This is a genomic window from Shewanella putrefaciens (genome assembly GCF_016406325.1).
GTDB classification, from domain to species: domain Bacteria; phylum Pseudomonadota; class Gammaproteobacteria; order Enterobacterales; family Shewanellaceae; genus Shewanella; species Shewanella putrefaciens.
In genome coordinates, this window is record NZ_CP066370.1 from 4,044,098 (window position 1) to 4,070,232 (window position 26,135).

Genomic DNA, 26,135 nt, shown 5'->3' on the forward strand with positions numbered 1-26,135 from the left:
ACCAGAGTGAAGCCCAGTGTTAAAAAGCCTGAATACAACTAAGTTCGTTTCCGTGGCCATTTTATCGGCAATTCTAGCGGGTTGTGGCACTTCTACGCCCACAACCTCGACTGGTACAGCCTCCACAGCGGTCACCTCTTTAGCCTCTGCTCCTTTGGCGCCCAATGTATATTTAGCACAGGCAGCCAATAGTCAGGACGCACAGCAACGAGATACCAATCTGCTACTTGCAGCGCATGCGTATATCAATGCTAACGATTATGCCACCGCGCAAAAACTGCTGAAGTCGATGCAACCTAGCTTAACGCAGACTCCAACGCTATTAGCAGAGCACAAATATCTCACCGCTCGAGTGCTTGAGCATACCTCGACCTATACTGATGCGCTCAATATATTAAATTATCCTAGCACTTGGAGCCTGCCGAAATGGCAGATGGTGGCATATCACCAGTTTAAAGCTCACTTATATCAACTCAATAAGCAGCCCATTGAACAAGTACGTGAGCTAAGTTTACTCACGACCTATTTACCCTCTGCAGAGGCGAACGAAGTCAATAATAAAATTTGGCAAGTGCTACAGCCTATGCATGAACAAACGCTGCAAAATTTTACCAGTGATACTAAGAGCCCGATCTTTGCAGGCTGGTTACAACTAGCCTATATCGCGAAGCATTATGCCGTCGATCCGACCCAATTAGTGCGCTACTTAGGTGAATGGCAGAAACAGAACCCTTATCATCCTGCTGCCGCCAAATTGCCAGCAGACTTAGATAGAGCACTTAATGCTAAGCCTTTTTCACCCAAGAATATAGCGGTGCTATTACCACTCACAGGCTCAAGAGCCAATGCCGCCAATGCAATTCGCCAAGGCATATTAGCCAGTTACATGGCCAAACCTAACGAACAAGTTGCCGTCAATTTTTACGATACCGCCAATGATGCAGTATCCGCTTACCAGCAAGCGGTTGCCGCTGGGGCGGAGTTTATTATTGGCCCACTATTGCCGAACGAAATCGATCAGTTACAGGCAATGCCAACAGCCACAGGAGCGGTGTCAACAAGCACATCTATTCCGCAGTTATTTTTAAATCAGACTGACAAGTTAGTACCTGAGGCCAACAAATTCTACTTCGCCCTCTCACCCGCACAAGAAGCCGCTGACGCCGCAGCACGTATGTATCAAGATGGCGTAACTATGCCGTTATTGCTTGCCAGCAATGATGCCATTGGTAAGCGCATGGCCGAGAGTTTTATCCAAGCGTGGAAGAAAAAGAGTGACACTCCCATCGAAGTTTATTACTACGATAGTGGAGATAAAATGCGTACAACCGTACAAGATGCCCTCGGGGTTCGCGATAGCCAAGAACGCATTGCCCGTATCAAGGAACTCCTTGGCAACTCAGTACAAGCCGATTTTCGGTCACGCCAAGATATCGATGCGATTTATATGATATCAACGCCGCAGGAGCTAACACTGCTCAAAGCCTTTATTGATGTTAACTTTAGCGTTTTTACTCAGCCAGTGCCTTTGTACACATCGAGTCGTAGTCGTATCGATAATGAATCGAGCCAAACCGCGCAGGATTTAAATAATCTCACCATGAGCGATGCCCCTTGGCTAATGCAAAATGGTGAAGAAAACCTGATGGTCAATACCCTGTGGACGGGTTGGAACAATGGCCAGAAGCGTTTGTTTATCATGGGTTATGACGCGATGGATTTAATTAGCAAATTAGCCCAAATGCGCTCATTCCCAGGATATCAATTTAACGGCCGCAGCGGTGTTTTATCAGTCAACCCAGACGGAGTGATTAACCGCCAGTTAAGCTGGGGACGATACCAAAGAGGCAGTTTTCGTCAGCTATGATACTCGGACAAGCGGCAGAAACGCTCGCCCAAAGTCACCTTGAACAACAAGGGCTCACTTTTGTCGAACGTAATGTCCGCTATCCATTTGGCGAAATCGATTTGGTGATGCGCCATAAAAACCATTGGGTATTTGTTGAGGTGAAATATCGCTCTGCAACCCAGTATGGGGGCGCACTACAAGCTGTAAGTAAGGCGCAAATAGGCCGTATACGTCTGGCTGCTAGCCATTATTTACAAATTCATCGGCTCGATGTGCCCTGTCGTTTCGATGTTGTGGCAATTGAAGGCCATCAAATCCATTGGCTAGTCGATGCCTTTTAAACATCGGCATGAATTATTTTTAACGCTTATGCCTCAACTCGCCCGAGAAATTATGGCATGATAGTAACACTTTATCCTGAAAGGATTTATCCATGTTAGAACGCATTAAAGACAGTTTTACTGAGTCAATCCAGACCAAAATCGATGCAGCCGAAGCGCTGCCTGAATCTATCGCTAAAGCGGCCGAGATGATGGTGCACTGTCTTTTGGGTGGCAATAAAATCCTCGCCTGCGGGAATGGTGGCAGTGCTGGCGATGCACAGCATTTTTCGGCCGAACTGTTAAACCGCTATGAGATTGAGCGTCCACCCTTACCGGCTATCGCCCTGTCTACCGATACTTCAACCATCACAGCTATCGCAAACGACTATAGCTATGACGAGATTTTCTCAAAACAAATCTTAGCCTTAGGTCAACCAGGTGACATCCTGCTGGCGATTTCTACCAGTGGAAACTCAGGTAATGTGATTAAAGCAATGGAAGCAGCACTTAGCCGCGATATGACCATTGTGGCCCTAACAGGTAAGGACGGCGGTGCGATGGCAGGCCTATTGAGTGTTGGCGACGTAGAAATTCGTGTTCCATCTAATGTTACCGCGCGTATTCAGGAAGTACATTTACTGGTGATCCATTGCCTGTGTGACAATATTGACCGCACACTCTTCCCGCAGGACGAGCAACAATGAGACACGCTGCCCCACTGTTAATGGTTTGCTTGCTGCTACAAGGCTGTGCCGGTGCCGTTATGGTGGGTGCAGTCAGTGGCGCCATGGTCGCTAATGATGAACGAACGGTAAAGACTCAGCTTGATGATACCAATACTGACTTTAAAATAACGAGCGCACTGCTAGAGCAAGAAGATCTTAAAAAACAGACTAATATCACTGGTGTATCGGTAAATGGCAATGTGCTTATGATAGGTCAAGCACCAAACTCAATGCTCCGAGACAAAGCAATTAAGGTTGTGCAAGATCTAAAGCTAGGTGGCAAAATTCACAATCAGATCCGTATTGGTAATCCAACTTCTTTCACCACACGCAGCAACGATACTTGGGTCACCACCAAAGTGAAGGGGCGCATGCTCAATGAAAAAGGGTTAGACGTGACTCGCATTAAGGTCATTACCGAAAATGGCGAAGTCTTCTTACTTGGAGTCATCCATCGTTCGCAGGCAGATTTAGCTGTAGAGATAGCCCGTAATACCGCAGGCGTACGTAAAGTGGTTAAAGTATTTGAATATATTGAATAACATTATCGCGCCTAGGTGACTTATCGCTTAGGCTCGCCCTCAACACTTTCAAGTCGCAAAGGCTCCACCAGCAAAGCATCAACACTGCGGCGCCCAGGCTTATTCATTAACATACCTATCCAAGGTAAAAACAAGGATGGCAGCACAATCAATGCCGCCCCAAACCAGCTTAAACTATCTAACCACTCATCGAACAATAACCAACCTAAAAACACGATAAATAACAGCCCTGTATATTCGGCAATCGCAATATCACTCGCCTGTGCCTTACGATAAGCCAACACACAAAACCAATGATAAATCAGTAAAAAAGCATTACTCAATAAGGCGACCCCTAACAACGCCCAACTGAATCCCTGCAAACCTTGGAAAGCGGTTATCAACAAAGTGGCTGGTATACCTAAGAGGTTATAAAGCATTAAAGTGAGTACAGGATGTTCCGTATTGGGTACTTTTTTTAGCGTGAGTTGATTCACTGCAAAAGTAAACGCAGAAAAGAGTACGGCAAGACCGAACCAATTCATTTCACTCGGGCGCAGAATAATCACAATGCCCACAAACCCTAACAGGGTACAGAATACCTGCCCTGTGGTAATGCGCTCCTTAAGAAACCAATATCCCATAAGGATGATCATCAGCGGTGCCGAGTAAAACAGCGAGCTCACGGTCGCAAGTGGCAACGCCATTAAACCAATAATTAAAAAAAGCGCGCCAACTGAGCCTATGTTGGCACGCCAAAGGTGAACTGAAATATGTGTCGTCATGGGCCGCTGTGCATATAACCATACGGGCAGCAGCATAAAGACAGAAGTGATTTGCCTGACAAGGAGAAAAGTTGCAGCGTTAGCATCATCGGGTAACCATTTGATAGATACATCGTAAAAGGCACTGAATAGATTACCCACTATCAATAAAATCAAACCGATAACAACAGGGCGTTGCATTTTTAACTTCCACAAATCTCGATGGCAGCATGATAATCCCCACAAAACTTAAGCTGAAATGATGCTTTCTCATGCTAGATGAATTAGATTCATACTAAATTTTTTACATATTGAAAATAATGAGAAAGCTTCCACCATTACGTGCATTGCAGGTATTTGAAACCGCTGCCAGACAGCAGCATTTTTCAAAAGCGGCCGATGAGCTATGCATTACCCAAAGTGCAGTTTCACATCAAGTGCGAGTATTGGAAGAATATTTTGGTGAGCAATTATTTGATCGCCAAGGCCGTAAGTTGCAATTAACACCCAAAGGCCAAGGATTATTCATCGAGTTAGAGCGCATTTTCAATGAGCTAAGTGACCTTAATCTTAAGGTGAAGGACACACCCAATAAGCAATTATGCTTAGCGGTTTATAGCTCCTTCGCAGTGAAATGGTTGATCCCTCGGCTTGCGGATTTTCGCCGCCAGTACCCGAGTGTGAAGATCCGCCTTGAGATGATCACCCAAGATCCTGATCTCAGCACCAGCACAGCGGATATTTTTATCGCCGGAAAACTCAACCAGCGAGGGTATTGGCAGCAGTTACTACATAAGGAACGCCTGATCACTGTGTGTAGCCCAAGCTTTTACCCCAAATGGCGTGAAATCCACCTCAATAATTTTCAGCAGCAAGCTCTATTAGTCGTGGATGAAGGGCCGCTCGGACTTGATTGGCATAAATGGTCATCAGCACATCAAATCCCGCTTAATAACGAACAACAGCATGTATTTAGCCATATCGTCATGGCGATTGAAGCCGCCATTGCCGGTCAAGGTTTAGCCCTTGCACCGGATTTTATGGTAGCGGGTGATATTGCCACAGGGCGTTTAGTCGCGGTGAATTTACCCGATGTGCATACGGGTTTTGAATTTACTTTTTTTTGTAAACAACGCCGCTTATCTGAACCTGCAATTGCAGCTTTCTCATCTTGGCTTAAATCACAAGCCTAATACCGATTTACAAAGACAAAAAAGCCGACTTATGTCGGCTTTAAATTCAATGGGTTGAGGTAAGTTTAGTTACACTAATAAACCAATTTTCTCATAGACTTTTTTCAGCGTCACTTCGGCGCGCGCCTGTGCATTCTCGGCGCCCGCTTTCATCACTTGATCTAAGTAAGCGCGATCGGCTCGAATTGCGCGGTAACGCTCCTGCAGTGGCTCTAACATCCCCACAACCGCTTCACCTGCTGCTACTTTTAAGTGTCCATACATTTTGCCTTCAAACTCGGCTTCTAGGCTGGCAATACTTTGCCCCGTCACGCCCGACATTAAACTCAGTAGGTTAGAAACGCCCGGTTTATTATCCAAATCGAAACGTACGACTGGCGGCTCATCGCTATCCGTCATGGCTTTTTTCAGCTTTTTCAGCACTGATTTTGGATCTTCTAGCAGGCCGATAACGTTATTACGGTTTTCGTCCGACTTAGACATCTTCTTCAGCGGCTCCTGCAGCGACATCACCTTAGCACCATGTTCAGGGATAAATGGCTCAGGAATGGTAAAAGTGTCACCGTAGGCATTATTAAAGCGAGTCGCGATATCGCGTGTTAACTCTAGGTGTTGTTTCTGATCTTGGCCAACGGGAATTTCGTTCGCTTGATAAATCAAAATATCCGCCGCCATCAGAACCGGGTAGCCAAACAAACCCACGTTGATGTTGTTAGCATGCTTTTGTGACTTATCCTTAAACTGCGTCATGCGGCTCAACTCACCCATTTGGGTATAGCAGTTTAATGCCCAGCCCAATTGGGTGTGCTGTGGTACCTGAGATTGGATAAACACTGTGCTTTTTTTAGGATCCACACCACAGGCCAAATACAGGGCCAAGGTATCTAAACAGGCTTCGCGCAGGGTTTTAGGATCTTGGCGCACGGTAATGGCATGCAAGTCGACCACACAATACAAGCAGTCGTGGCTATCTTGCATCGCCACCCATTGACGCAATGCACCCATGTAGTTACCTATGGTTAATTCGCCGGACGGCTGTGCACCGCTGAGTACTATGGGTTTGGTCATTACGTCATTGCTCCACTATCTATAAATAAAAAGAATCGATTAAATTAACGCGTTGTTGGATTTATCCAGTTCAAAATATCACTAAATTGCTCGCAGACAGCATCTGGGCCTGCGAGCCCAATATCTTCACCGTAGTTATAGCCGTAGGTCAAGCCGATTGATGCAACACCTGCCGCTTTCGCCGCTAAAATGTCATTTTTAGAGTCGCCAACCATCAATAACTCGGCTTTATCTAACTGCCATTCCTTCAGTAGGTGCTGCAGCGGTAAAGGATCAGGCTTCATCTTTGACAGCGAATCACCGCCTAATACCAAGCTAAAAAAGCTGTTTATATTGAAGGCTTCAAGCAAAGGTAACGTAAAGCGGTAGGGTTTATTAGTGACAACCGCTAGCTTAAAACCTGCATCTAACAGGGTTTGCAGCACTTGGTGCACATCCGCATAGAGCGCACTGTGCTTCTCAAGGTTCTCTTGGTAGTGATGCATAAAAATTGGCATCGCCGCATCGAGTGCAGCCTGCTCTACGTCGGTACCGAGTGCATTAGTCATGGCGCGGCGCATTAACATTTCAGCGCCATTACCAACCCAAGTACGCACTTGTGCCTCAGAACACGTTGCTAAACCAAGTTCAGCTAAAGCCTCTTGGGTCGCTACTGCAAGGTCAGGAACACTATCAATTAATGTTCCATCAAGATCAAACGCGATTGCCTTAATTTGTTCCCACATGCGACTATGCCCCAACTTTAGCCAGTTCGGCACGCATCTCATCAACAACGGCCTTATAATCGGGCTTGCCGAAAATAGCCGAGCCAGCCACAAACATGTCCGCACCCGCCGCAGCGATTTCGGCGATATTGTCGACCTTCACACCACCATCGACTTCTAAACGAATATCAAAACCACTGGCATCAATACGCGCACGCACTTGGCGCAGCTTATCTAAGGTTGATGGAATAAAGGATTGACCACCAAAACCAGGATTCACCGACATCAATAGGATCACATCGAGTTTATCCATCACATGGTCGAGGTAATGCAATGGCGTCGCAGGGTTAAATACTAAGCCCGCCTTACAACCTGACTCTTTGATTAATTGCAGTGTACGGTCGACATGCTCAGAGGCTTCTGGATGGAAAGTAATGATAGAAGCGCCAGCCTTAGCAAAATCAGGCACGATACGGTCAACGGGTTTCACCATAAGATGCACATCGATATCGGCGGTAATGCCATAATCACGTAGGGCTTTACACACCATAGGGCCAATCGTCAGATTAGGCACATAGTGATTATCCATCACATCAAAATGCACTACGTCAGCGCCCGCATCTAATACGGCTTTAACATCATCCCCTAAACGGGCAAAATCGGCGGATAAAATCGATGGAGCAATTAAGAATGGACGCATAAAACACTCGCTGTAATTGAACAAAAAGTGCTTCATTTTACCCTTAGCTAGGCTAAGCCTCTATAGCTAAAGCCACATTTATGGTAATTGAATGGATTATGGCGTCAGAGGAATGCCACACGAATAATACACACGCTTTGCAAAAAATATGGTTAAGAAACGAGATATTCAAACATTTCTGTAGTGATTGATAAATTATTGTTCATAAACTAAGCGAGTTTGTTATACTCGATGCGCTGCGCTGGGTTATGTTAAAGGAAGTATTATGAAAGGACGGTTAAATCATTTCTCAAACTTACTAGGTTTAGTCACATTTAAGTCATCAATGATGTTAGCATTCACGGCTGTCGTTGTTGCCTCCTTAGCATTTGGTGCACAAAAACTCACTGACAATACTGAAACCACCGCCTGCGCTTGCAGCAGTGACACTCGCTATAACAACTCTTTGCCAAGCAGCCATCCCAACAACCGCTGTGCTAATCAAGCGCAACCTTTAAGTTGGACAACGTGGCTTACGGGTAAAAATCGTTCAAGTCAGTTTCACTTCGTTGATCTGCTTGAATTATTATATGGGCATAAAGATAAGCCTATCGATGATATGAAACCCACCAATTCACAACTCTCATACTAATGATCAACCGCATTTGGCAAATATTTCAGAGTACCTTGGCAGCCTTTTTCGGAGTGCAGTCGGATAAAAACCGCACAAAAGACTTTCAAACTCATTCACCACTACCTTATATTGTGATGGGTATAGTGTTAGCTATAATTTTAGTGGGGAGCCTTATATTACTTGTAAGTCAAGTGCTTAGCTAATGCAATTACCGCTAATATTACTCATCCTGTAGATCATAGTTTTCATCGTATAGCGCCATCAATTCGTCCACTTTATTACGGCTACTGCCGTTTTGGCTAATGTTGCGCTGTACTTGAAGCTTTGCGAGGTGAGCACCACGATATAGCTCCCGCGTTAAAGGAATGTCATGGTTGCTGATTAGCACAGGAATACCACGTTCAAGCGCTGTGTGCCGTGAATGTCGAGCGAGTAAAGCCTGATCATCTAGGCTAAAACCCGCTCCAACGTAAGTAGTAAAACTGGCAGTGGTTGATAAAGGTGCATAGGGTGGGTCACAATAAATCACATCACCAGTACGAATTTGTTCAAATGCCTTTTCATAACCAATGCATTTAAACTCAGCACGTTGAGCCTTTTCAGAAAAAGCCCAAATCTCCTTTTCAGGAAAATAAGGTTTTTTGTAAGAACCAAAGGGCACATTAAACCCACCCTTGCGATTATAACGGCATAATCCATTAAACCCATGACGATTGAGGTAAAGAAAATAAACTGAACGTATGAAGGGGTCACGGGTTTTATTAAACTCTGTACGCACCCTGTAGTAAGCATCCTTCTGGTTCATCTCATCGACAAACATCTTTCTCGCAGCGGAAATATATTCGGCAGGTTTTTCTTTTACAATTTTATAGAGTTCGATCAGATCCTGATTTATGTCACAGAGTAAATAGCTTGGATAATCCGTATTTAAAAACACCGAACCAGCGCCTACAAATGGCTCAACTAAACGGTCTCCCGCAGGTAAATAGTTCGTTAACTCATCCACCAACTTAAATTTTCCGCCAGCCCATTTTAGGAAGGCTCTATGTTTTTTAATCATTTAATTTGATGAATACCGACATAAATAAAGGTCACGATTGTACTCTGTTTATTCTGAGATTTCACGATTTGGGAGACTTTCTTGTAGCTGATATTCGCGCAGTTCCACCCATTTTCTGACCCAAGGCTGTTCGAGGCGATACTGCTTAGCTAATTGCGCGGCAGCGCTCTGTGCTAATTGATGATTGCTATAGTGACCAACGAATACCACCCAGCGTTGTTTATACTTTGCAACCCTTACTCCTTCGACTCCTTCAATCATTTTTAAAGTCGAACGTAGTGAACGCAACTGCGAAACACTGGCCAGTTGGATGGTATAACCCTTAGTTGGTTTATGGAGCGTCATTAATGTGGCATTTTGCGTTATCTTCACTTCGGCGGTTTTGGGTTTAACAGATGCTGATGTCGCACTGCTCGACGCCACTGTCGCTCCCTTGCTACTCGCCTCATCAATAGGAGATTGAATTGGTATATCGGACTCCATTTGTGGAGTCTCGCCATGAAAACTCGCTAAAGGATCTGGTGGTACAATCTCTTCTGCTTCAATCTGTGAAAGCCTAAGCTGCTCGGCACGTTGGCTAAAATAAGGCGCTAGCCGGTGTTGACCATGGGCAAGGAATTCTGGTGAGTCCATCGCTGGATAGGTTATAGGTTCTGAGGTGAGCCCAGAGTGAGGAAGCTGAGTTACCACTCCCCAAGCCGCTAACACAAGCAACACACTAACAAAGCTGATGGATAGTGCTTTATATTTTTTCCAAGAAAAGTTTGGCTTAGGCTTACCATGGAGAGCAAGCTCAAGTAAATTAACCACTTCCTGTGGAGTACCCGTTTGTGTTTCGAGTTTAGCACGCACTATATCCCTTGGTGTAAACGGGTTTTGGCCACTATATCTAAGCAATGTTTGGTACAAGGCTTCACGCTCAGGTAGTGTTAATGGCTCAATGCTGACAGGTAAAACTTGCCGCCTTAATTGCTCAGGTAACTGCGGCAATAAATCCGCTAAAAATGAAGAGGGCACAGTGAGAGTAACCGCTATCCGCTTACCCGCACATTGGATTTGATTCAGAATAATACATTCAGCCCATAACTCTTTAGAAAGCAAATGAGCGTCATCAATAATGATATGTAAGGGTTTAGTTTGTGTGGGCGCAACACGTAATAGCGTTTCCCCAAGCGGGATATCATCATCAAATATCGGCGATGAAATTAATTGCACCAATATTTTCCGGCGAATTTCAGCATTATCTGCATGCATTGGGCAAATGACTAACGCGGCATTTGACTCATCAAAATCCGTTGCCAGCGCAGTAACAAGCGTGGTTTTACCTGAACCTTGAGCACCAGAGAGCACCAGTAGCTGGTCGCTATAACTGGCAATATGATGCAATCGTTGTATAAGCGCTTCCTGAGAAGGAAGCAAGACTAGCCCCTGAAATGTCACTCACTCACCACACAATGTTTATGCGCAGCAAATAACCTGTTCAAGGGTAGATTCAGTGACCTGACTAAATACATCCGCTTGACCAATTCCGGTCGGAAGCACCAGTCGAATCTGACCACCTAACACTTTCTTATCGCGTCGCATATGTTGAATGAAACTGTCGAAATCCATAGATTCCGGCGCACTCACTGGAAGATCGAAAGCTTGGAGTAACTGCACAATACGACAAACTATTGACTCATCAATCAGTCCCAGTGACCTAGCCGTTTGTGCAGCAAGGACTGTGCCAGCAGCAACAGCCTCACCATGAAGCCAGTTGCCATACCCCATTTCAGCTTCAATAGCGTGACCAAAAGTGTGTCCAAGATTTAACAAAGCACGAACACCCTGCTCAGTTTCATCTTGGCTGACAACGTCGGCCTTTATCTCACAGCAACGAGAAATAGCGTACACTAACGCTTCTGTTTCTAATCTCTTTAATGCCTGCACATTATTTTCAAGCCATTGAAAAAATTCGCCATCCCACATAATGCCATACTTAATAACCTCCGCCATCCCTGCCGCAAACTCACGTGCAGGTAATGTGTGAAGACATTGAGTATCGATCAACACCAACTGTGGCTGATAAAAAGCCCCAATCATGTTTTTACCTAATGGATGATTTACGGCAGTTTTACCGCCAACAGAAGAATCGACTTGCGATAATAATGTCGTTGGGATTTGGATAAAATCGATACCACGTTGATAACACGCAGCAGCAAATCCTGTCATATCACCAATCACGCCGCCACCCAAAGCCACCAGCACAGAATCTCGACCATAATTCCGCTGCAATAATGCAGTAAAAATAGCGTCTAAATGTGCTAAGTCTTTGAATTGCTCGCCATCAGGAAGAATGACGCTCTCAACCTCACCAAAAGAAACCATCACTTCTTGTATCTGATTAAGATATAAGGGCGCGACGGTTTCATTGGTAACGATAAGGATACGTTTTTTAAGCAGGTAGCGAGACAGTGCCTCGCTATCATTCATCAAATTCTGGCCAATATAAATGGGGTAACTACGTTCACCTAAATCAACCTGAATTTGCTTCATCATTCTGCCTAGAAACCTAATTTCTCAATGATCTGATTTGCAACGATTTTTGCACTTTGATCATCGGTTTTAACGATCACATCGGCAATTTCTTCGTATAACGGGTTACGGATCTCTGCAAGACTCTCCAACACTTCTCGAGGATCATCTACTTGCAATAACGGGCGTCGCTTGTCTCTTTGAGTACGAGCGACCTGTTTGTCGATAGTGGTTTCCAGATAAACAACAATCCCACGGGCAGATAGATGATTACGGATATCTTTGCTTTGTACTGAACCACCACCGGTGGCAAGGACAATACCTTGTTTTTCAGACAAATCAGCAATAACCTGAGCTTCACGGCGGCGGAAACCTTCTTCGCCTTCGACGTCAAACACCCAAGCAATATCAGCGCCTGTGCGTTGCTCAATCTCTTGATCTGAATCGTGGAATTCTAAATGCAGCATTTGCGCCAGATGGCGACCAATTGTGCTTTTACCTGCGCCCATAGGGCCTACCAGAAAAATATTACGTTTTTCAGCCATTTCTTGTACGTCTGAATCTTATTGAAAAGTATGCCGATATCGACTCATGATCAAGCCGACCTATATGTTACCTTGCTCTTATGAGACTTGACCGCGGATTATCTCAGTTTAAGGTCTACTATGGCAAGTCATGTGCGCTATTTATACTAAGAATTGTATTTCAGATACGGTAAAGCCAGCAAGTGTTGCTGGCTTTATTCAAAGTACAACAGCGAGTTAGAGCTTTTCATCCACAATTTTAGGTGTCACAAAAATCAGTAGCTCTTGACGCTCATTTTTATCTGTTGTGTTTCTAAACAAAAAACCTACTAGGGGAATATCGCCTAAAACAGGCACTTTGCTAACGCGACTGATAAGATTCTGTTGGTAAATACCACCGAGCACGATGGTTTCACCATTATTAACCAACACTTGTGTACCGATACGCTGAGTATCAATCGCAACCGCAGGCCCTGTGGATGTAGGAACCGTTTTTCCTTCAGAATCTTGCGTGATTTCTAAATCTAAAATCACTCGATTATCAGGAGTGATTTGCGGTGTCACACGCAATGATAACACGGCTTTTTTAAAGGTGACGGATGTGGCACCACTTGAGGTTGATTGCACATACGGGATTTCAATCCCCTGCTCAATGTATGCCGCTTTTTGATTAGAAGTCGTAATGCGTGGACTAGCAATAATTTCGCCTTTATTTTCTTGCTCAAGCGCACTCAGCTCGAGATCTAAAATAGTACCGTCGGCTAATTTGGCAACATGGAATGCAATGCTCGCTGCACTATCAACTTGTGCAGGTAAATTGACGTTTAGTCGATCACCAATACTAGGAACAATACCATTGGCGATATCTTGAGCGCCTTCTAAGGAACCTGATGAACCTTTATTGCCTTGCTGATCGGTTATGCCCCAGCGTATACCTAAATCTTCTGACACATTATCTTTAACTGTCACCATACGTGACTCAATCAACACTTGGCGGATCGGAATATCCAGCACCTCCACTAAACGATGAATATTTTCTATGATTTCAGCGGTATCTTTTACAAGTACAGTATTTGTCCGTTCATCTACGGCCACTGAACCCCGTGGGGATAGCAGACTCGAATCCGCACTCTTAAGTAATTCAGCTATATCAATCGCTTTGGCATAATTGATCTGTAAATATTCAGAATAGAGAGGAGCTAACTCTTTAACCTCTTGTTTATTCTTAAGGTTTTGACTCTCTCGGATGGCCAGTTCCTCACTTGGAGCCACCATTAAAATGTTACCTTCAATACGCTTATCTAGTCCCTTAGTTTGTAATATTAAATCTAATGCTTGATCCCAAGGTACATCATCAAGTCTAAGGGTAATATTGCCCTCAACAGTATCACTGGTCACGAGATTGAAATTATTATAATCAGCAATAATCTGTAGTACTGTTCGAACAGAAATATTTTGGAAATTAAGGGATAAGGTTCTTCCGTTGTATTTTTTTACTTCTTTTGTTGCTGCAACCCGCTCAACTTTATTTATTGAGAGTCTAAATATATTATCTTCCTGTTTATAATTGAAATCGTAGTTACCTGAAATATCAACTAATATTCGCGTAGTTAAATCTTCCTTGAAGGTTTCAAAACTTTTTACTGGTGTTGAAAAATCCTGCACATCCATCACATAAAGCAGATCATTATTAATGTCGGTATTAAATAACTTTATCTCAAGCTTAGCGCCAATTTGTTCAACATTGGCAGCGACTGAGCGATTATTTAAATAGACTAGTAATTCGCCACCACCATTTGCATTACGGCGAAAATCGATATTTTTAATGCTATTAACAAAAGGATTTTCACTAAATGGCTTTGCACTAGCGACTTCATCATTGATCGTTAAACGGTAAGAGTTACCTATCACAGCACCTTGATACGGCTTCACTTTAGATAAGCCTAAGGCAACTTTTAGTTGAGAATCCTGTTGTTCTGTTCTTATTTCATTTACACCCACTTGATTAATGGGCAAGCGGTCTTTAGATAAACCCGAAATACTATTATCGAATATTAAAACCAACTCGGCTGGCGATGCATTAGAATCAATGACTGGTGGCATTACTGCATCTTCAAAAACTAACTCAACCTCTAACTGACGATCAACTAAAGCATGATATTTAACATCTAATAATCGATTGGCAGCAAAACTCGATGGCAATATGCCAAATACGAATACGATCCCAATAACAGGCTTAATTAAACCTGAGAGAATTAATGGCATTTTGATCGCAGCAGAAGATTTCATTATTCCTTCATCCTTCGCTCGTTATTCTCCGGAAAGTTCTAATTTATTGAGTCGTTCAGACCAACAACCAGAACCATCAGGAATTAATTCTATTACTTCAACAGCTTGTGAAGTCACCTTGGTTACACGCCCATTAAACAATCCTAAGTACTCACCGACACCGATACGATATACACTGGCGTCATTTGTTTCGATAAGTGCCCAAGTCATATCTGCCTCGCTTAAGGTGCCGCGCATTTTTAAATTATCAATGGCATAGGTCTCTAAGCGACTTTTACGACGTTTTAAATCTGGTTGTAAGCAGTTCTTGCTAGTATCAACCACTTCTTCCGTTAACTCACGAGAAGGTGGAACAAAAGGGCTTCGCAGCAACTCAGCTTGATAAGCAAAATGTTCAAACTTTGGAGGTTCTTTTAGCGCCGGTATATGAGCAACATGCTGTGCCTTAGTCGTAGTAACAAATAGCTCTAAATCACTACGATCACCAATACAACCCATCAAAAAAAGGCTTAACACGAGTAAGGGAAATAATTTCATCATTTTTTACCCTTATTATCCGATGTCTTTTCGGGTGGTAATTCAGCTCCTTCCTTAAAGCGATAGGTTTTTGCTAAAATATCCATCGCTAAATGACCTAAGTCATCCCGTTTAATCGTAAAATCGTGAAGACTAACAATTCGTGGTAATTTTGCGACACCACTGACCATATTGCCCAGCTGGTGATAATCCCCAGTAACAGACATTTTAATAGGAAACTCAATATAAAAATCACGCTGAATTTCGGGTTCCCAGTTTAAACTCTTAATTCTTAATCCTGCATCCGTTGCAACAAAAGTCAGATCATCGAGCAAACCTGGCATTTCATTTTCAGACGGTAACATTTTAAGCAATTCAGCAAATTGCACTTCCATGATAGCTAACTGTTCGCGATAGAGTTTCAAATTTGCCGCAAGTTGATATTTATTTTTAAAGTCATCCCGTAACTGCACCTCTTTATTTTGCTCCGCGCTATACAAATCAACAGCATCTGCTATCACAAGAAAATAACCCGCAGCAAAAACACAAAGCGCTAATAATATTGCAAAAAAAGTTTTTACTTGATTAGGCCAACCACCAATATTCTCAAAATCGATGTCATTAAACTGACTAAGATCGAGTTTCATTTACTCGCTCCTTGCGCCACTTTTACAGGGTCATCAGCAATCGCACTTTTGACACTCACTCGTAAATTAAACCGCTGTAATTGTCTTAATTCATCATCTTGGGTCACGATAGATTGCATATTCGGATCGGTTAACCATTCTGATGCTTTAACTTTACGCATCATATTCGCTACGTTATTGTTGGATTCACTCCGACCTTCAATGAGTAATAGACTGCCCTTTTTCTCAATACTTGAAAGGTATATTCCAGCGGGTACTACACGCACCAACTCATCTAAAACATGGGTTGGTAAATTACGAGATTGTTGGAGGTTAAGAATAATCTCGGTACGACGCTCTATGTCTTTTTTCCGCTCGGTGATCTTTTTAATTTCAGCGATTTGAGTTTCAAGTAATTGAATTTCTGATTGTAGGTAAGCATTTCGCCCACGCTGCTCATCGGTCATCATTTCAAGCAAAGACAAGGCGATATACACTAGAATAGCTGCGCCTAAAAAAACCAGAGCCAAGATACCGATATAGTCACGTTTGTGCTTTTCTCTTGCCTCTTCACGCCAAGGGAGTAGGTTTATGTTCGCCATTGACCGTAACTCCTCAGTGCTAAGCCGCAGGCAACCATATATTTACTGATGTTAGGTTGCAGGATATGTTTGATTGATTCGTCTGCGTGTAAACATCCTTGAAAAGGATCGGCGATGATAGTATGAACACCTAATTCATTAATTAATAAATTAGCCATTCCTTCCAACTTAGAGGTCCCACCACATAAAACCAGATAATCGACTTTATCTCTACCGCTGGATGTACAATAGATTTGCAGCGTACGTTTTATTTGTTGTAGTAGCTGAGTTTGAAAAGGTGATAACACTTCAAACATATAATTACGTGGTAAGTCACCTTCTATCTTGGCTTTTTCCGCTTGTTCATAGGACATACCATAAAAGGACAGTATTGACTGAGTAAACAACTCACCACCAAAGGCTTGTTCACGAATAAAGGTTGTTTCACCAGACTCTACTACAGAAAAAGTCGTCATATTGGCGCCAATATCAACCAGTGCAACGGCTTTTTGCCTCGCTCCTTCTGGTAACTGACCTAGGATTAACTCTGCAGAGCGCCCAAGTGCATATCCCTCAACATCAACAACTTTCGTCTCAAGTTCAACCGTATCTAATGCATCGACTCTGACATCTATATTATCGGTACGACAGGCGCTCAATAGCACATCAACCTTAGAAGGATCGGTACTATTTACATTGAGGGTTTCAAAATCAATGCTCACTTCATCCAGGGAATAGGGAATTAAGTTATCGGCTTCTATTTCTATCTGGGCTTCCATTTCTTCCTCGCTCAGCGAAGCATCCATATAGATAACTTTTGTCATCACTGCTGAACCAGATACAGCAACAGCCGCATATTTCACCGATTTAGGTAAGATACGCTTCACTTGCCTTAAACATTCAACAACGGCATCAACATCACGAATATCATGATCGTTGATGGCCCCCTTTTTTACAGGGACCGCTGCATGACTGAGTATTTTGTATCCATCAGCAGTCTTACCCAGCAAAATGGCCTTAACTTCATGTGAACCAATGTCGATTCCCACCATCTGCGGAGCCTGACGCTTCCATAAATTTGAAAGCATAGTCCGTTGTCACTTTTTAGTTATCATTCCGTTAAAGAGATTAGCACAAAATCAATTTGTTATACTTATTTGGATAAAATGTTTCAATATTTTACACGGGCTATTTTATGAACATCACGTTTTTACTTCACCAAGACGTGCGCGCCTTATATACTGTCGCACTTAACTGAACATTAGGAACAATTTAGGTGAAGTGGTTAAAACGTATTGTTATAGCTCTATTTAGTCTAGCCCTTCTGGGTGTAGGCGCCATTGTTGCAGCATACTTTTATGTTTTGCCGGATTTGCCGGATGTTTCGACACTAAAAAATGTGCAATTACAAACACCTTTGCGCATTTATAGCAGCGACGGCAAGCTCATTTCTCAGTTTGGTGAAAAGCGTCGTATTCCATTAAAGTTGGAAGAAGTCCCTAAGCCTCTGTTGCAAGCCTTCCTTGCAACAGAGGATGCACGTTTCTATGAACACGGCGGAATCGATCCTGTTGGTGTTATTCGTGCTGCGGTCGTCATGTTAACTACAGGCGAAAAGAAACAAGGTGCAAGTACGATCACTATGCAGGTGGCGCGTAACTTCTTCTTAACCCGTGACAAAACCATTATTCGTAAAGTGAAGGAGATTTTTATTTCCTATCACATTGAGCAACTGCTAACCAAAGATGAAATCCTCGAACTCTATGTTAACCGCATTTATTTAGGTCAAAGAGCCTATGGTGTTGGCGCTGCAGCTCAAGTGTATTTTGGTAAAAACGTACAAGATCTCAGCCTATCCGAAATGAGTATGATTGCGGGTTTGCCTAAGGCTCCCTCAACACTTAACCCTATTACGTCACATTCACGCGCATTGGCTCGCCGCAATGTGGTGCTAATGCGAATGAATGAAGTCGGTTACATCAATCAAACTGAGTACCAACTGGCTCTGCAAGAACCTTTAGTCGCTAAATACCATGGCGCTGAAATTGATCTCTATGCGCCGTATATTTCGGAAATGGCGCGGGATTATATGGTACAAAAATATGGTGAAGAAGAAGCCTATACCAATGGGTATAACGTCTACACCACGATTTCATCGGATCTGCAGTTACTCGCACAACAAGCTTTACGTAATAATGTATACGCCTACGATGAACGCCATGGTTATAGAGGTGCCGCAGCAGTGCTGTGGACAGGAACCAGGCCAGATAACACCCAAATTCAAGCTGAACTTGCTAAGATCACGCCTGTACAGGAATTACACCCTGCTGCGGTGTTAGGTCTTAATGGTCAGCAAGCAAGCGTATTAACCGCCAAAGGTGAAACCAAAGTCATCAACTGGGATGGATTAAAGTGGGCGCGCAAATTCATTACCGATAAACGTCAGGGTAGCGTTCCTAAAACGGCTGCTGATGTGCTAAATGTGGGTGAACGTATTTGGATCCGCGATAACGGTCAATATTTACAGTTGTCCCAAGTACCAGAGGTTGCGAGTGCCACTGTATCACTCGATCCACAAAATGGCGCTATTCGTACCTTGGTTGGTGGCTATAGCTTTAGCCAAAGTCAATATAACCGAGTGACCCAAGCAAAACGTCAATTAGGCTCAAACATCAAACCTTTCATTTATGCTGCTGCGTTAGAGAAAGGCTTTACCTTAGCAACCTTAATCAACAATGCGCCAATTAATAAACCCGATATCAGCCAAGGCACCGCATGGCGGCCTAAAAACTCGCCTGATATCTATGGCGGCCCAACTCGTTTACGTGTGGGTTTAGCACAGTCGATCAACGTAATGTCAGTTCGTGCGATGCGCCATATTGGTTTAGATGCTGCGATAGCTGAACTGGTAAAATTTGGTTTTAATCCAAACGATCTACCCCGCAACGAATCTTTGGCCTTAGGTTCTCCTTCGGTAACTCCACTACAAGTTTCTACTGCGTTTAACGTATTTGCCAATGGAGGCTACTTAGTTGAACCTTTCTATATTGACCGTGTAGAAGACTCTTTTGGCAATGTCATCGAGAAAGCGAATCCAACCTTAGCTTGCAAACCAAGCAACACAGCGGCACCGCAGTCAAATGACCCGATGAATTTTGGCAATGCAGATTTAGCAACAGACGAACCTATTGCATATTGCTTTGGACAAACAGGCCGTTATGCACCACAAATTATTTCTGAACAGGTTGCATTTCTTATTACTGAAGCCCTGAAGAGTGTTATCTGGGGTGGCGGCGATTGGAGTAAAGGCACTGGCTGGCAAGGTACGGCTTGGCGTGCTGCGCAGTTGATTAAACGACACGATATTGCAGGTAAAACAGGTACAACTAACGAATCACGTGATACTTGGTTCAGTGGTTTTAGCCCTGCACTTACCAGCACTTTCTGGGTTGGATTTGATGATCATGGTAGACAATTAGGTAGAACCGCTTGGAATGCCAATGGCGAAAAAGATCAAATCACGGGAGCAGAAGCTGGAGCAAAAACCGCAGGGCCAGGCTGGAACGAGTTTATGAACGGTGTCTTAAAAGGTACACCTGAAGCAACTTTGATCCCACCTGAAGGTATTGTCTCAGTACGAATCGATTTAGCGACAGGTAAACTCACCCGAAAAACTGACTATACCAGTGCGTTCGAGTACTTCATTTCGGGTACCGAACCGAAGGAATACATCAGTGAAACGCAAGATGAAAATAGCCTCTTTATCGAATCACCAACGGATGATTTATTCCAATAGGCTTCATCTTTTTTGTGATAACAATGAATAACCAATAAAAAACGCGACTTAGGGTCGCGTTTTTTATTGTCTTAAGTATGCCTTAGCGTGCTTTCTTGGCAGCAATAGCCTGTTGAATTTGTGGCAAAGCAGTACCGCCGAGTACATCGCGTTTCGCCAAACAGGCTTCAATAGTCAGGTTGGGATAGACATCCTCCTCAATGATAGCGGCAAAAGTTTTTAATTCGGCCAAGGAGAAATCCTCGAGCGGAATTTGCTTCGCTATCGCTGCTACGACGACTTCACCCACTACGTGATGCGCCTCTCTAAAAGGCATACCTTTAGATACTAGATAATCGGCCAATTCAGTAGAGTTGGCATAACCTTGCTGCGCGGCTAACAGCGCATTAGGACGATTAACCTTCAAGCCAGATAACACTAACACCGCCATATCGAGGCAAATTGCCCAGCTATCGACCACATCAAACAGGCCTTCTTTATCTTCCTGCATATCTTTATTGTACGCCAAAGGCAGCGCTTTCATCGTAGTGAGAATGCCCACTAAGCTGCCATAAACCCGGCCGGTTTTACCACGGATAAGCTCTAATGCGTCTGGATTTTTCTTCTGTGGCATCAGGGATGAACCCGAGGTCACTTCATCACTCAGGGAAATAAAGTTCGCTTCACCTGAGTTAAAGAAAATCAAATCTTCAGCCATACGGCTTAAGTGCATCATGCTGATTGAGGCGGTTGAACAAAGCTCTACCACGTGATCTCTGTCTGATACGCTATCTAAGCTATTCAGCGTTGGCGAAGAAAAGTTCAACGCTGCAGCCAGTGCATGTCGATCCATTTTGTAGGCTGTGCCAGCAAGGGCACCCGAACCTAATGGGCAAGTATTCGCGCGAGTTAACGCATCGGCTAAACGGCTGATATCCCGCTCAGTCATTTCCACATAGGCCAAACACCAGTGACCAAATGTCACAGGTTGCGCGCGCTGCAAGTGAGTGTAACCGGGCATTACCGCATCAAATTCACGCTCAGCCAACGCCAGTAATTCAGCATGTAAGCCTTGAAGGCGCGCGAGTAATGCTTTGCCTTCGGATTGACACCAAAGCTTTAAATCGGTGGCAACTTGATCGTTACGGCTACGGCCAGTGTGCAGTTTTTTACCGAGATCGCCCACTTTAGCAATCAAAGCTGACTCGACGAAACTGTGAATATCTTCGGCGCCCGAGGCGAGAATAATCGCTGGATCGCCCTGCACTTCCACCAGCAAGTCATTGAGTGCTTTTTTCAAGTCACTGCATTCAGTTGCGGTGATAATACCCACGCTGGCAATCGCATCCGCCCAAGCAATAGAGCCGACCACATCTTGCTCAAACAAACGGTAATCCACTGGCAGTGAATCGTTGAATAATTTAAATAGCGCGCTAGTTTCGCCTTGAAATCTTCCACCCCATAAAGCCATGCTCAATCCCCTCGGTCACTGCTTTTAATACGTTAAAGCCATTAAAACTTAAGATATAAAAAAGGGCGCTAGGCGCCCTTTCTGTCTGCCTATTACTTAGCGTTGAGCGCGCGGATGCGGCTCGCTAGTGAGTACAGGCGGATAAAGCCTTCTGCGTGTTTTTGATCGTACACTTGGTCTTCACCGAAGGTCGCAAACGCTTCAGAGTACAGACTGTTTGGCGAGCGCTTCTTAACGGCAATCGCATGACCTTTGTAGAGTTTAACCACGACTTCACCGTTAACAGACTCGGCTAATGACTCAGATGCTGCCAGCAGAGACTTACACAGCGGCGTGAACCAACGTCCGTCATACACTAGATGCGCCATTTGTGCGCCAACCTGCTCACGCCAAGTACGGCTGGTTTTATCCAGTACTAACTCTTCAATCGCGCGCAGCGCCGCGAACATTACTGTGCCGCCTGGTGTTTCGTAACAACCACGAGACTTCATACCCACTAAACGGTTTTCGGTAATATCGATACGACCCACGCCGTGGGGTGCTGCAATGGCATTCAGTTTCATCAGCACAGCGTACGGCGTTAATGCTTCGCCGTTTACTTTAGTCACACGACCATTTTCGACTTCGAGTGACACGTATTCTGGTTGGTTCGGCGCATCTTCTGGATCGGCAGTCAGTGTCCACACACCTTTACTTGGCTCGTTCCATGGATCTTCTAACTCACCGCCTTCATGGGAAATATGGAAGGCGTTAGCATCACGGCTATAGATTTTAGTCGCTGATGCTGACGTCTTGATATTGCGCTCGGCTAAATAGTCCAACAGATCCTCACGGCTCTGCATAGTCCATTCACGCCATGGGGCAATCACTTTTAAATCAGGTGCTAATGCGGCAAAGCAACCTTCGAAACGCACTTGGTCGTTACCCTTACCGGTACAACCGTGGCACAGGGCATCGGCGCCCACTTTACGGGCCACTTCAACCTGCGCCTTAGCGATGATTGGACGCGCCATTGACGTACCGAGTAAATAAGTGCCTTCGTAAATCGCACCCGTTGCCATAGTTGGGTAGATATAGTCTTTAACAAATTCTTCTTTCAGATCGACGATATGGCATTCTGATGCGCCAGAGGCTAAGGCTTTTTCAGTCAAGCCAACGAGCTCTTCTTCACCTTGGCCAACGTCGGCGCAGAATGCGATGATTTCACAGTTATCGTAGTTTTCTTTTAACCAAGGAATAATGGCCGAGGTATCTAGACCACCTGAATAGGCTAAAACCACTTTTTTCACGCCAGTATTTTTGTTCTCGATAGACATCTTAAATTCCTATGACTCGTTTCTCTCAAGGAGAAAACAGGCTGCTAAACAGGGTTAATTTAACTAAATAAGGTTACCAGTACTGCATTTTGGGCATGCATCCGATTTTCGGCTTGTTGCAGAATTAAGGATCCTGCACCGTCCATCACTTCATCTGTTACTTCTACACCACGGTGGGCGGGCAAACAATGCATAAAGAAGTTAGCACCCGCTTTCGCCATCAAGGCTTTGTTGACTTGATAAGGTGCAAACTTATCCTTAATCTCCGCTAATGGAGTTGAATCGCCCATTGAAATCCAAGTATCAGTATAAATAGCATCGTGGCCTTCAATCGCATCAATATCTGAGGTCAGCACAATTTTGCCGCCATATCGGTTGGCGATCTCTTGCACTTCTGCCACTACGTAGCCATCAGGAAAGTGACCCGCAGGGCAGATCACTGTCATGGTGGCACCGAGAATAGCCGCACAATACATCAGCGAGTGAGTGACATTATTACCATCACCAACATAAGCTAATTTAGCTTTGCTGACATCCTCAAACTGCTCTGCCAGAGTTAAAAAGTCAGCTAAGGCTTGGCAAGGATGATAAAGATCTGACAGCGCATTGATCACAGGCACTGAGCCGAACTCGGCTAATTGTTCGATAGTGGTGTGTGAATAGGTTCTCGCCACAATTGCGTCGGCCCAACAGGACAGGTTAGCAGCAAAGTCAGCAACCGATTCCCGTTTCCCCAGCTCACCATTTTGCTGATCTAGGTATAAACAGTGGCCACCGAGCTTATTAATACCGATATCAAAGCTAACGCGGGTTCTGAGCGAGGGCTTTTCAAATAACATCACCACACTCTTGCCATCCAGCGCATGACGATACTCTGCCGGATTGGCTTTGATCGTTTTTGCCAAGGCAATGAGATCCTGTAACTGCTGCTGGGTTAAGTCTTTTATCGATAGTAAATGCTTCATAACCTACTCCACTTATGGTTGGATTTGTGTTCCTACGGCTTCACCTTTTGCTAATGCGATTAATTGGCTTGCATCACGCCACGAGGCAACTTGTACCGCCTGCCCCATCCACTGCGCGACTTCGAGCGCAGCTTCAACTTTGACCTTCATTCCTTTTTCGATCACACCTTGCTTAACAAGGTCTGCTATCTGCTTGCCATTTAAACTGTGGATGAGCTGGCCTTTACCATCGAGCACCCCAGAAACATCCGACAGTAGCACTAACTTGCCTCCTACTAACTTGGCTAATGCCGTCGCCGCTTGGTCAGCATTGACGTTAAGCATTTGACCATCGTCCATCATGGCGATAGAGCTACAAATCGGCATCCAACCTTGCTCAAGGATAAACTTAAGATAAGTGCCATCCTTTGGCGTGACTTCGCCAACAAGGCCTAAACGCTCATCTTTAATCTTAGCCGAAACAGTATTGCCATCGGCAAGGCTCATGCCCACACTCACAATGCCAGCCTTAGTCGCTGCGCCTTGAAGGATTTTGTTCGAAGTGCCCGCAAGTGCGCCGGCAATAATCGGCATTTGCTCGGGCGGAGTCACCCGTAAACCTTCTAACTTGACGGTCTCCATACCGTTTGCTGCTAACTGCTCATCCACCAGACAGCCGCCGCCATGTACCATCAACACTTGCTGACCATTGGCTAACATAGCCGCAGCCGTATCCATCAATCGCGCCATCCCCATTTCACATTGCAGCAGCGCGCCGCCCACTTTAAGCACTAATACTGAGTTGTTTATAGACATCTTGACGACTCTCTTAAATAAGGATGAACAATTAAAGGTTAAAATGAATCTTTATGCATTGCAGCGCTTGGCTGGCAGCACCTTTCATCAAATTATCGATTGCACTGGCTACCACTAAGTAACCGCTATTCTCATCAAACTTCCAACCTAAGTGGCAGTTAGGTGTCAGCACCACATCGTCTACTTTCGGGAACTGATTGTGCTTCACGGTGACCAATGGCGCCTTGTCATACACGCTATAGGCCGCGGCCACATCGGCAGTCGTTGTGCCCGGTTTTAGCTGTACGGTAATGGTCGCTAAAATGCCACGCTTAAAGTTACCAAGGTGCGGTGTAAATATCACTTCTTGCCCAAGCTGAGTGGCGATCTCGGGTTGATGTCTGTGGCCTAATACGCCGTAAGGTGTCAGGCTCACTTCACAAAAACTGGTGTGTAACTGCGCTTTACGGCCCGCACCTGTTACGCCACTCACCGCATTGATCACCGGATAAGCCGATGTCAGTAAACTCGCCAATGGTTTTAACGCTGTCAACGATGCAGTCGGGTAACAACCTGGTACGGCAATCATCTTAGTCGCAGCGATTTCTTTGGCATTCCATTCGGCAAGGCCGTATACGGCTTTGGCTAAAACTTCAGGATATTCATGCTCAAAGCCATACCACTTAGGGTATTGCGCCACATCGCTGAAACGATAAGCACCGCTTAAATCGAATACCGCCAAACCTTGTGCATAAAACCAAGCCGCTAAATGCAAGCTTACTGAATGCTCAGTCGCTAAGACCACGGCATCTGCTTCGGCAACGATTTTTGCCTTAGCTTCATCGGACAATGGCGACAGCGTTAATGCAATATGGCTATAGCTAGGGTACAAATCGGCTAAAGGTTTACCTTTATCTAAACTGTTTTCAGAAACATACAACCCCTGAATCGTCAGCTCTGCTTCTGCATGGATTAAAGCGGTCAGTTGCGCGCCTGTGTAACCACTGGCACCAATAATGGCGATATTTTTCATGTGTTTTGTCTTATTAACCGAATCAAAGAAACTTAAAGAATAGATGAATAGCGTACACGCAACCGCGTATATCTATGATGACAAGACTATCGTCGCAGGAAATCGTAATAGATTGTTATTTTATTCACTGTCAGGCTAATACTGTGCATCATGATATTCACTCTACAGGTCACAGGGGGTGACTCATCTCAACTGATGGCTAGACTACCACAAAGATCTACTTATGCAATA

The 26,135-nt window shown here is 44.5% G+C and carries 26 protein-coding genes; 8 read left to right on the top strand and 18 right to left on the bottom strand.

Annotated features, from left to right (window positions below; all coding sequences use genetic code 11):
• The first annotated feature begins 16 nt into the window (after positions 1-16).
• The 4 genes from JEZ96_RS17975 to dolP all read left to right on the top strand — a co-directional run bounded on the left by JEZ96_RS17975 (position 17) and on the right by dolP (position 3,439).
• A complete protein-coding gene (locus tag JEZ96_RS17975) occupies positions 17-1,867 on the top strand; it encodes a penicillin-binding protein activator (RefSeq protein WP_025008211.1) in 1,851 nt (616 codons plus the stop codon).
• Positions 1,864-2,190 (top strand): YraN family protein, encoded by a 327-nt coding sequence (locus JEZ96_RS17980; RefSeq protein ID WP_011791065.1) that lies wholly within the window; start codon positions 1,864-1,866, stop codon positions 2,188-2,190. The genes JEZ96_RS17975 and JEZ96_RS17980 overlap by 4 nt, the downstream gene beginning before the upstream one ends.
• Before the next feature lie 92 nt (positions 2,191-2,282).
• Positions 2,283-2,876: a phosphoheptose isomerase gene (locus JEZ96_RS17985; protein WP_011791066.1), complete on the top strand. Its 594-nt coding sequence runs from the start codon at positions 2,283-2,285 to the stop codon at positions 2,874-2,876.
• A complete protein-coding gene (gene dolP, locus JEZ96_RS17990) occupies positions 2,873-3,439 on the top strand; it encodes a division/outer membrane stress-associated lipid-binding lipoprotein (RefSeq protein ID WP_011791067.1) in 567 nt (188 codons plus the stop codon). Before JEZ96_RS17985 ends, dolP begins: the two co-directional genes overlap by 4 nt.
• A 20-nt stretch (positions 3,440-3,459) precedes the next feature.
• Here dolP and JEZ96_RS17995 read toward each other — a convergent pair whose 3' ends face one another.
• Positions 3,460-4,383: a DMT family transporter gene (locus tag JEZ96_RS17995; protein ID WP_025008212.1), complete on the bottom strand. Its 924-nt coding sequence runs from the start codon at positions 4,381-4,383 to the stop codon at positions 3,460-3,462.
• 119 nt (positions 4,384-4,502) lie between these two features.
• Here JEZ96_RS17995 and JEZ96_RS18000 point away from each other — a divergent pair, with 119 nt between their 5' ends.
• Positions 4,503-5,375, top strand: coding sequence for a LysR substrate-binding domain-containing protein (locus tag JEZ96_RS18000; RefSeq protein ID WP_025008213.1), 873 nt, complete (start codon positions 4,503-4,505; stop codon positions 5,373-5,375).
• A gap of 69 nt (positions 5,376-5,444) precedes the next feature.
• On the opposite strand, the gene trpS is transcribed toward JEZ96_RS18000, so the two are convergent.
• From trpS to rpe, 3 genes are read right to left on the bottom strand one after another with little or no spacing between them, the layout of a single operon-like run.
• Positions 5,445-6,443, bottom strand: coding sequence for a tryptophan--tRNA ligase (gene trpS, locus JEZ96_RS18005; protein ID WP_011920192.1), 999 nt, complete (start codon positions 6,441-6,443; stop codon positions 5,445-5,447).
• A 44-nt stretch (positions 6,444-6,487) separates the two neighbouring features.
• Positions 6,488-7,168: a phosphoglycolate phosphatase gene (locus JEZ96_RS18010; RefSeq protein ID WP_011791071.1), complete on the bottom strand. Its 681-nt coding sequence runs from the start codon at positions 7,166-7,168 to the stop codon at positions 6,488-6,490.
• Between the two features lie 4 nt (positions 7,169-7,172).
• The gene (gene rpe / locus JEZ96_RS18015) at positions 7,173-7,847 is read right to left on the bottom strand and encodes a ribulose-phosphate 3-epimerase (RefSeq protein WP_014611722.1); all 675 of its coding nucleotides are present in this window, start codon (positions 7,845-7,847) and stop codon (positions 7,173-7,175) included.
• 265 nt (positions 7,848-8,112) lie between these two features.
• Here rpe and JEZ96_RS18020 point away from each other — a divergent pair, with 265 nt between their 5' ends.
• Both JEZ96_RS18020 and JEZ96_RS18025 read left to right on the top strand, forming a co-directional pair.
• On the top strand, positions 8,113-8,478 hold the full coding sequence (locus JEZ96_RS18020) for a hypothetical protein (RefSeq protein WP_011791073.1): 366 nt from the start codon (positions 8,113-8,115) through the stop codon (positions 8,476-8,478).
• A complete protein-coding gene (locus JEZ96_RS18025) occupies positions 8,478-8,663 on the top strand; it encodes a DUF2970 domain-containing protein (RefSeq protein WP_011920194.1) in 186 nt (61 codons plus the stop codon). Before JEZ96_RS18020 ends, JEZ96_RS18025 begins: the two co-directional genes overlap by 1 nt.
• A 17-nt stretch (positions 8,664-8,680) precedes the next feature.
• Here the strand turns inward: JEZ96_RS18025 and JEZ96_RS18030 are convergent, their stop codons facing one another.
• The 9 genes from JEZ96_RS18030 to JEZ96_RS18070 form a co-directional block, all read right to left on the bottom strand.
• Complete coding sequence (locus tag JEZ96_RS18030; RefSeq protein ID WP_011791074.1) at positions 8,681-9,520, bottom strand: Dam family site-specific DNA-(adenine-N6)-methyltransferase; 840 nt, start codon at positions 9,518-9,520, stop codon at positions 8,681-8,683.
• Positions 9,521-9,568: 48 nt separating this feature from the next.
• Complete coding sequence (locus JEZ96_RS18035) at positions 9,569-10,960, bottom strand: AAA family ATPase (protein ID WP_198779827.1); 1,392 nt, start codon at positions 10,958-10,960, stop codon at positions 9,569-9,571.
• Positions 10,961-10,978: 18 nt separating this feature from the next.
• Positions 10,979-12,058 carry a 3-dehydroquinate synthase gene (gene aroB, locus JEZ96_RS18040; RefSeq protein ID WP_025008215.1) on the bottom strand — a complete coding sequence of 360 codons (1,080 nt, stop codon included), beginning with the start codon at positions 12,056-12,058 and terminating at the stop codon, positions 10,979-10,981.
• 5 nt (positions 12,059-12,063) lie between these two features.
• Entirely contained in the window at positions 12,064-12,579 is a 516-nt protein-coding gene (gene aroK / locus JEZ96_RS18045; RefSeq protein WP_011791077.1) for a shikimate kinase AroK, read from the bottom strand.
• 216 nt (positions 12,580-12,795) lie between these two features.
• On the bottom strand, positions 12,796-14,847 hold the full coding sequence (locus tag JEZ96_RS18050) for a type IV pilus secretin PilQ (RefSeq protein ID WP_011791078.1): 2,052 nt from the start codon (positions 14,845-14,847) through the stop codon (positions 12,796-12,798).
• Positions 14,848-14,868: 21 nt separating this feature from the next.
• Complete coding sequence (locus JEZ96_RS18055) at positions 14,869-15,384, bottom strand: pilus assembly protein PilP (protein WP_025008216.1); 516 nt, start codon at positions 15,382-15,384, stop codon at positions 14,869-14,871.
• The gene (locus JEZ96_RS18060; RefSeq protein ID WP_025008217.1) at positions 15,384-16,010 is read right to left on the bottom strand and encodes a type IV pilus inner membrane component PilO; all 627 of its coding nucleotides are present in this window, start codon (positions 16,008-16,010) and stop codon (positions 15,384-15,386) included. The genes JEZ96_RS18055 and JEZ96_RS18060 overlap by 1 nt, the downstream gene beginning before the upstream one ends.
• On the bottom strand, positions 16,007-16,591 hold the full coding sequence (locus JEZ96_RS18065) for a PilN domain-containing protein (RefSeq protein WP_011920197.1): 585 nt from the start codon (positions 16,589-16,591) through the stop codon (positions 16,007-16,009). The genes JEZ96_RS18060 and JEZ96_RS18065 overlap by 4 nt, the downstream gene beginning before the upstream one ends.
• The gene (locus tag JEZ96_RS18070) at positions 16,579-17,658 is read right to left on the bottom strand and encodes a pilus assembly protein PilM (RefSeq protein ID WP_025008218.1); all 1,080 of its coding nucleotides are present in this window, start codon (positions 17,656-17,658) and stop codon (positions 16,579-16,581) included. The genes JEZ96_RS18065 and JEZ96_RS18070 overlap by 13 nt, the downstream gene beginning before the upstream one ends.
• A 188-nt stretch (positions 17,659-17,846) precedes the next feature.
• On the opposite strand from JEZ96_RS18070, the gene JEZ96_RS18075 reads away from it, so the two are divergent.
• Complete coding sequence (locus tag JEZ96_RS18075) at positions 17,847-20,366, top strand: penicillin-binding protein 1A (protein WP_011920198.1); 2,520 nt, start codon at positions 17,847-17,849, stop codon at positions 20,364-20,366.
• An 82-nt stretch (positions 20,367-20,448) separates the two neighbouring features.
• Here JEZ96_RS18075 and argH read toward each other — a convergent pair whose 3' ends face one another.
• The 5 genes from argH to argC all read right to left on the bottom strand — a co-directional run bounded on the left by argH (position 20,449) and on the right by argC (position 25,904).
• Positions 20,449-21,816: an argininosuccinate lyase gene (gene argH, locus JEZ96_RS18080; protein ID WP_025008219.1), complete on the bottom strand. Its 1,368-nt coding sequence runs from the start codon at positions 21,814-21,816 to the stop codon at positions 20,449-20,451.
• A gap of 92 nt (positions 21,817-21,908) precedes the next feature.
• A complete protein-coding gene (locus JEZ96_RS18085) occupies positions 21,909-23,132 on the bottom strand; it encodes an argininosuccinate synthase (protein ID WP_025008220.1) in 1,224 nt (407 codons plus the stop codon).
• Positions 23,133-23,191: 59 nt separating this feature from the next.
• Entirely contained in the window at positions 23,192-24,097 is a 906-nt protein-coding gene (locus JEZ96_RS18090) for an ornithine carbamoyltransferase (protein WP_025008221.1), read from the bottom strand.
• 12 nt (positions 24,098-24,109) lie between these two features.
• On the bottom strand, positions 24,110-24,892 hold the full coding sequence (gene argB, locus JEZ96_RS18095) for an acetylglutamate kinase (protein WP_025008222.1): 783 nt from the start codon (positions 24,890-24,892) through the stop codon (positions 24,110-24,112).
• 31 nt (positions 24,893-24,923) lie between these two features.
• Positions 24,924-25,904, bottom strand: coding sequence for an N-acetyl-gamma-glutamyl-phosphate reductase (gene argC, locus JEZ96_RS18100; RefSeq protein ID WP_025008223.1), 981 nt, complete (start codon positions 25,902-25,904; stop codon positions 24,924-24,926).
• Between the last annotated feature and the right edge of the window lie 231 nt (positions 25,905-26,135).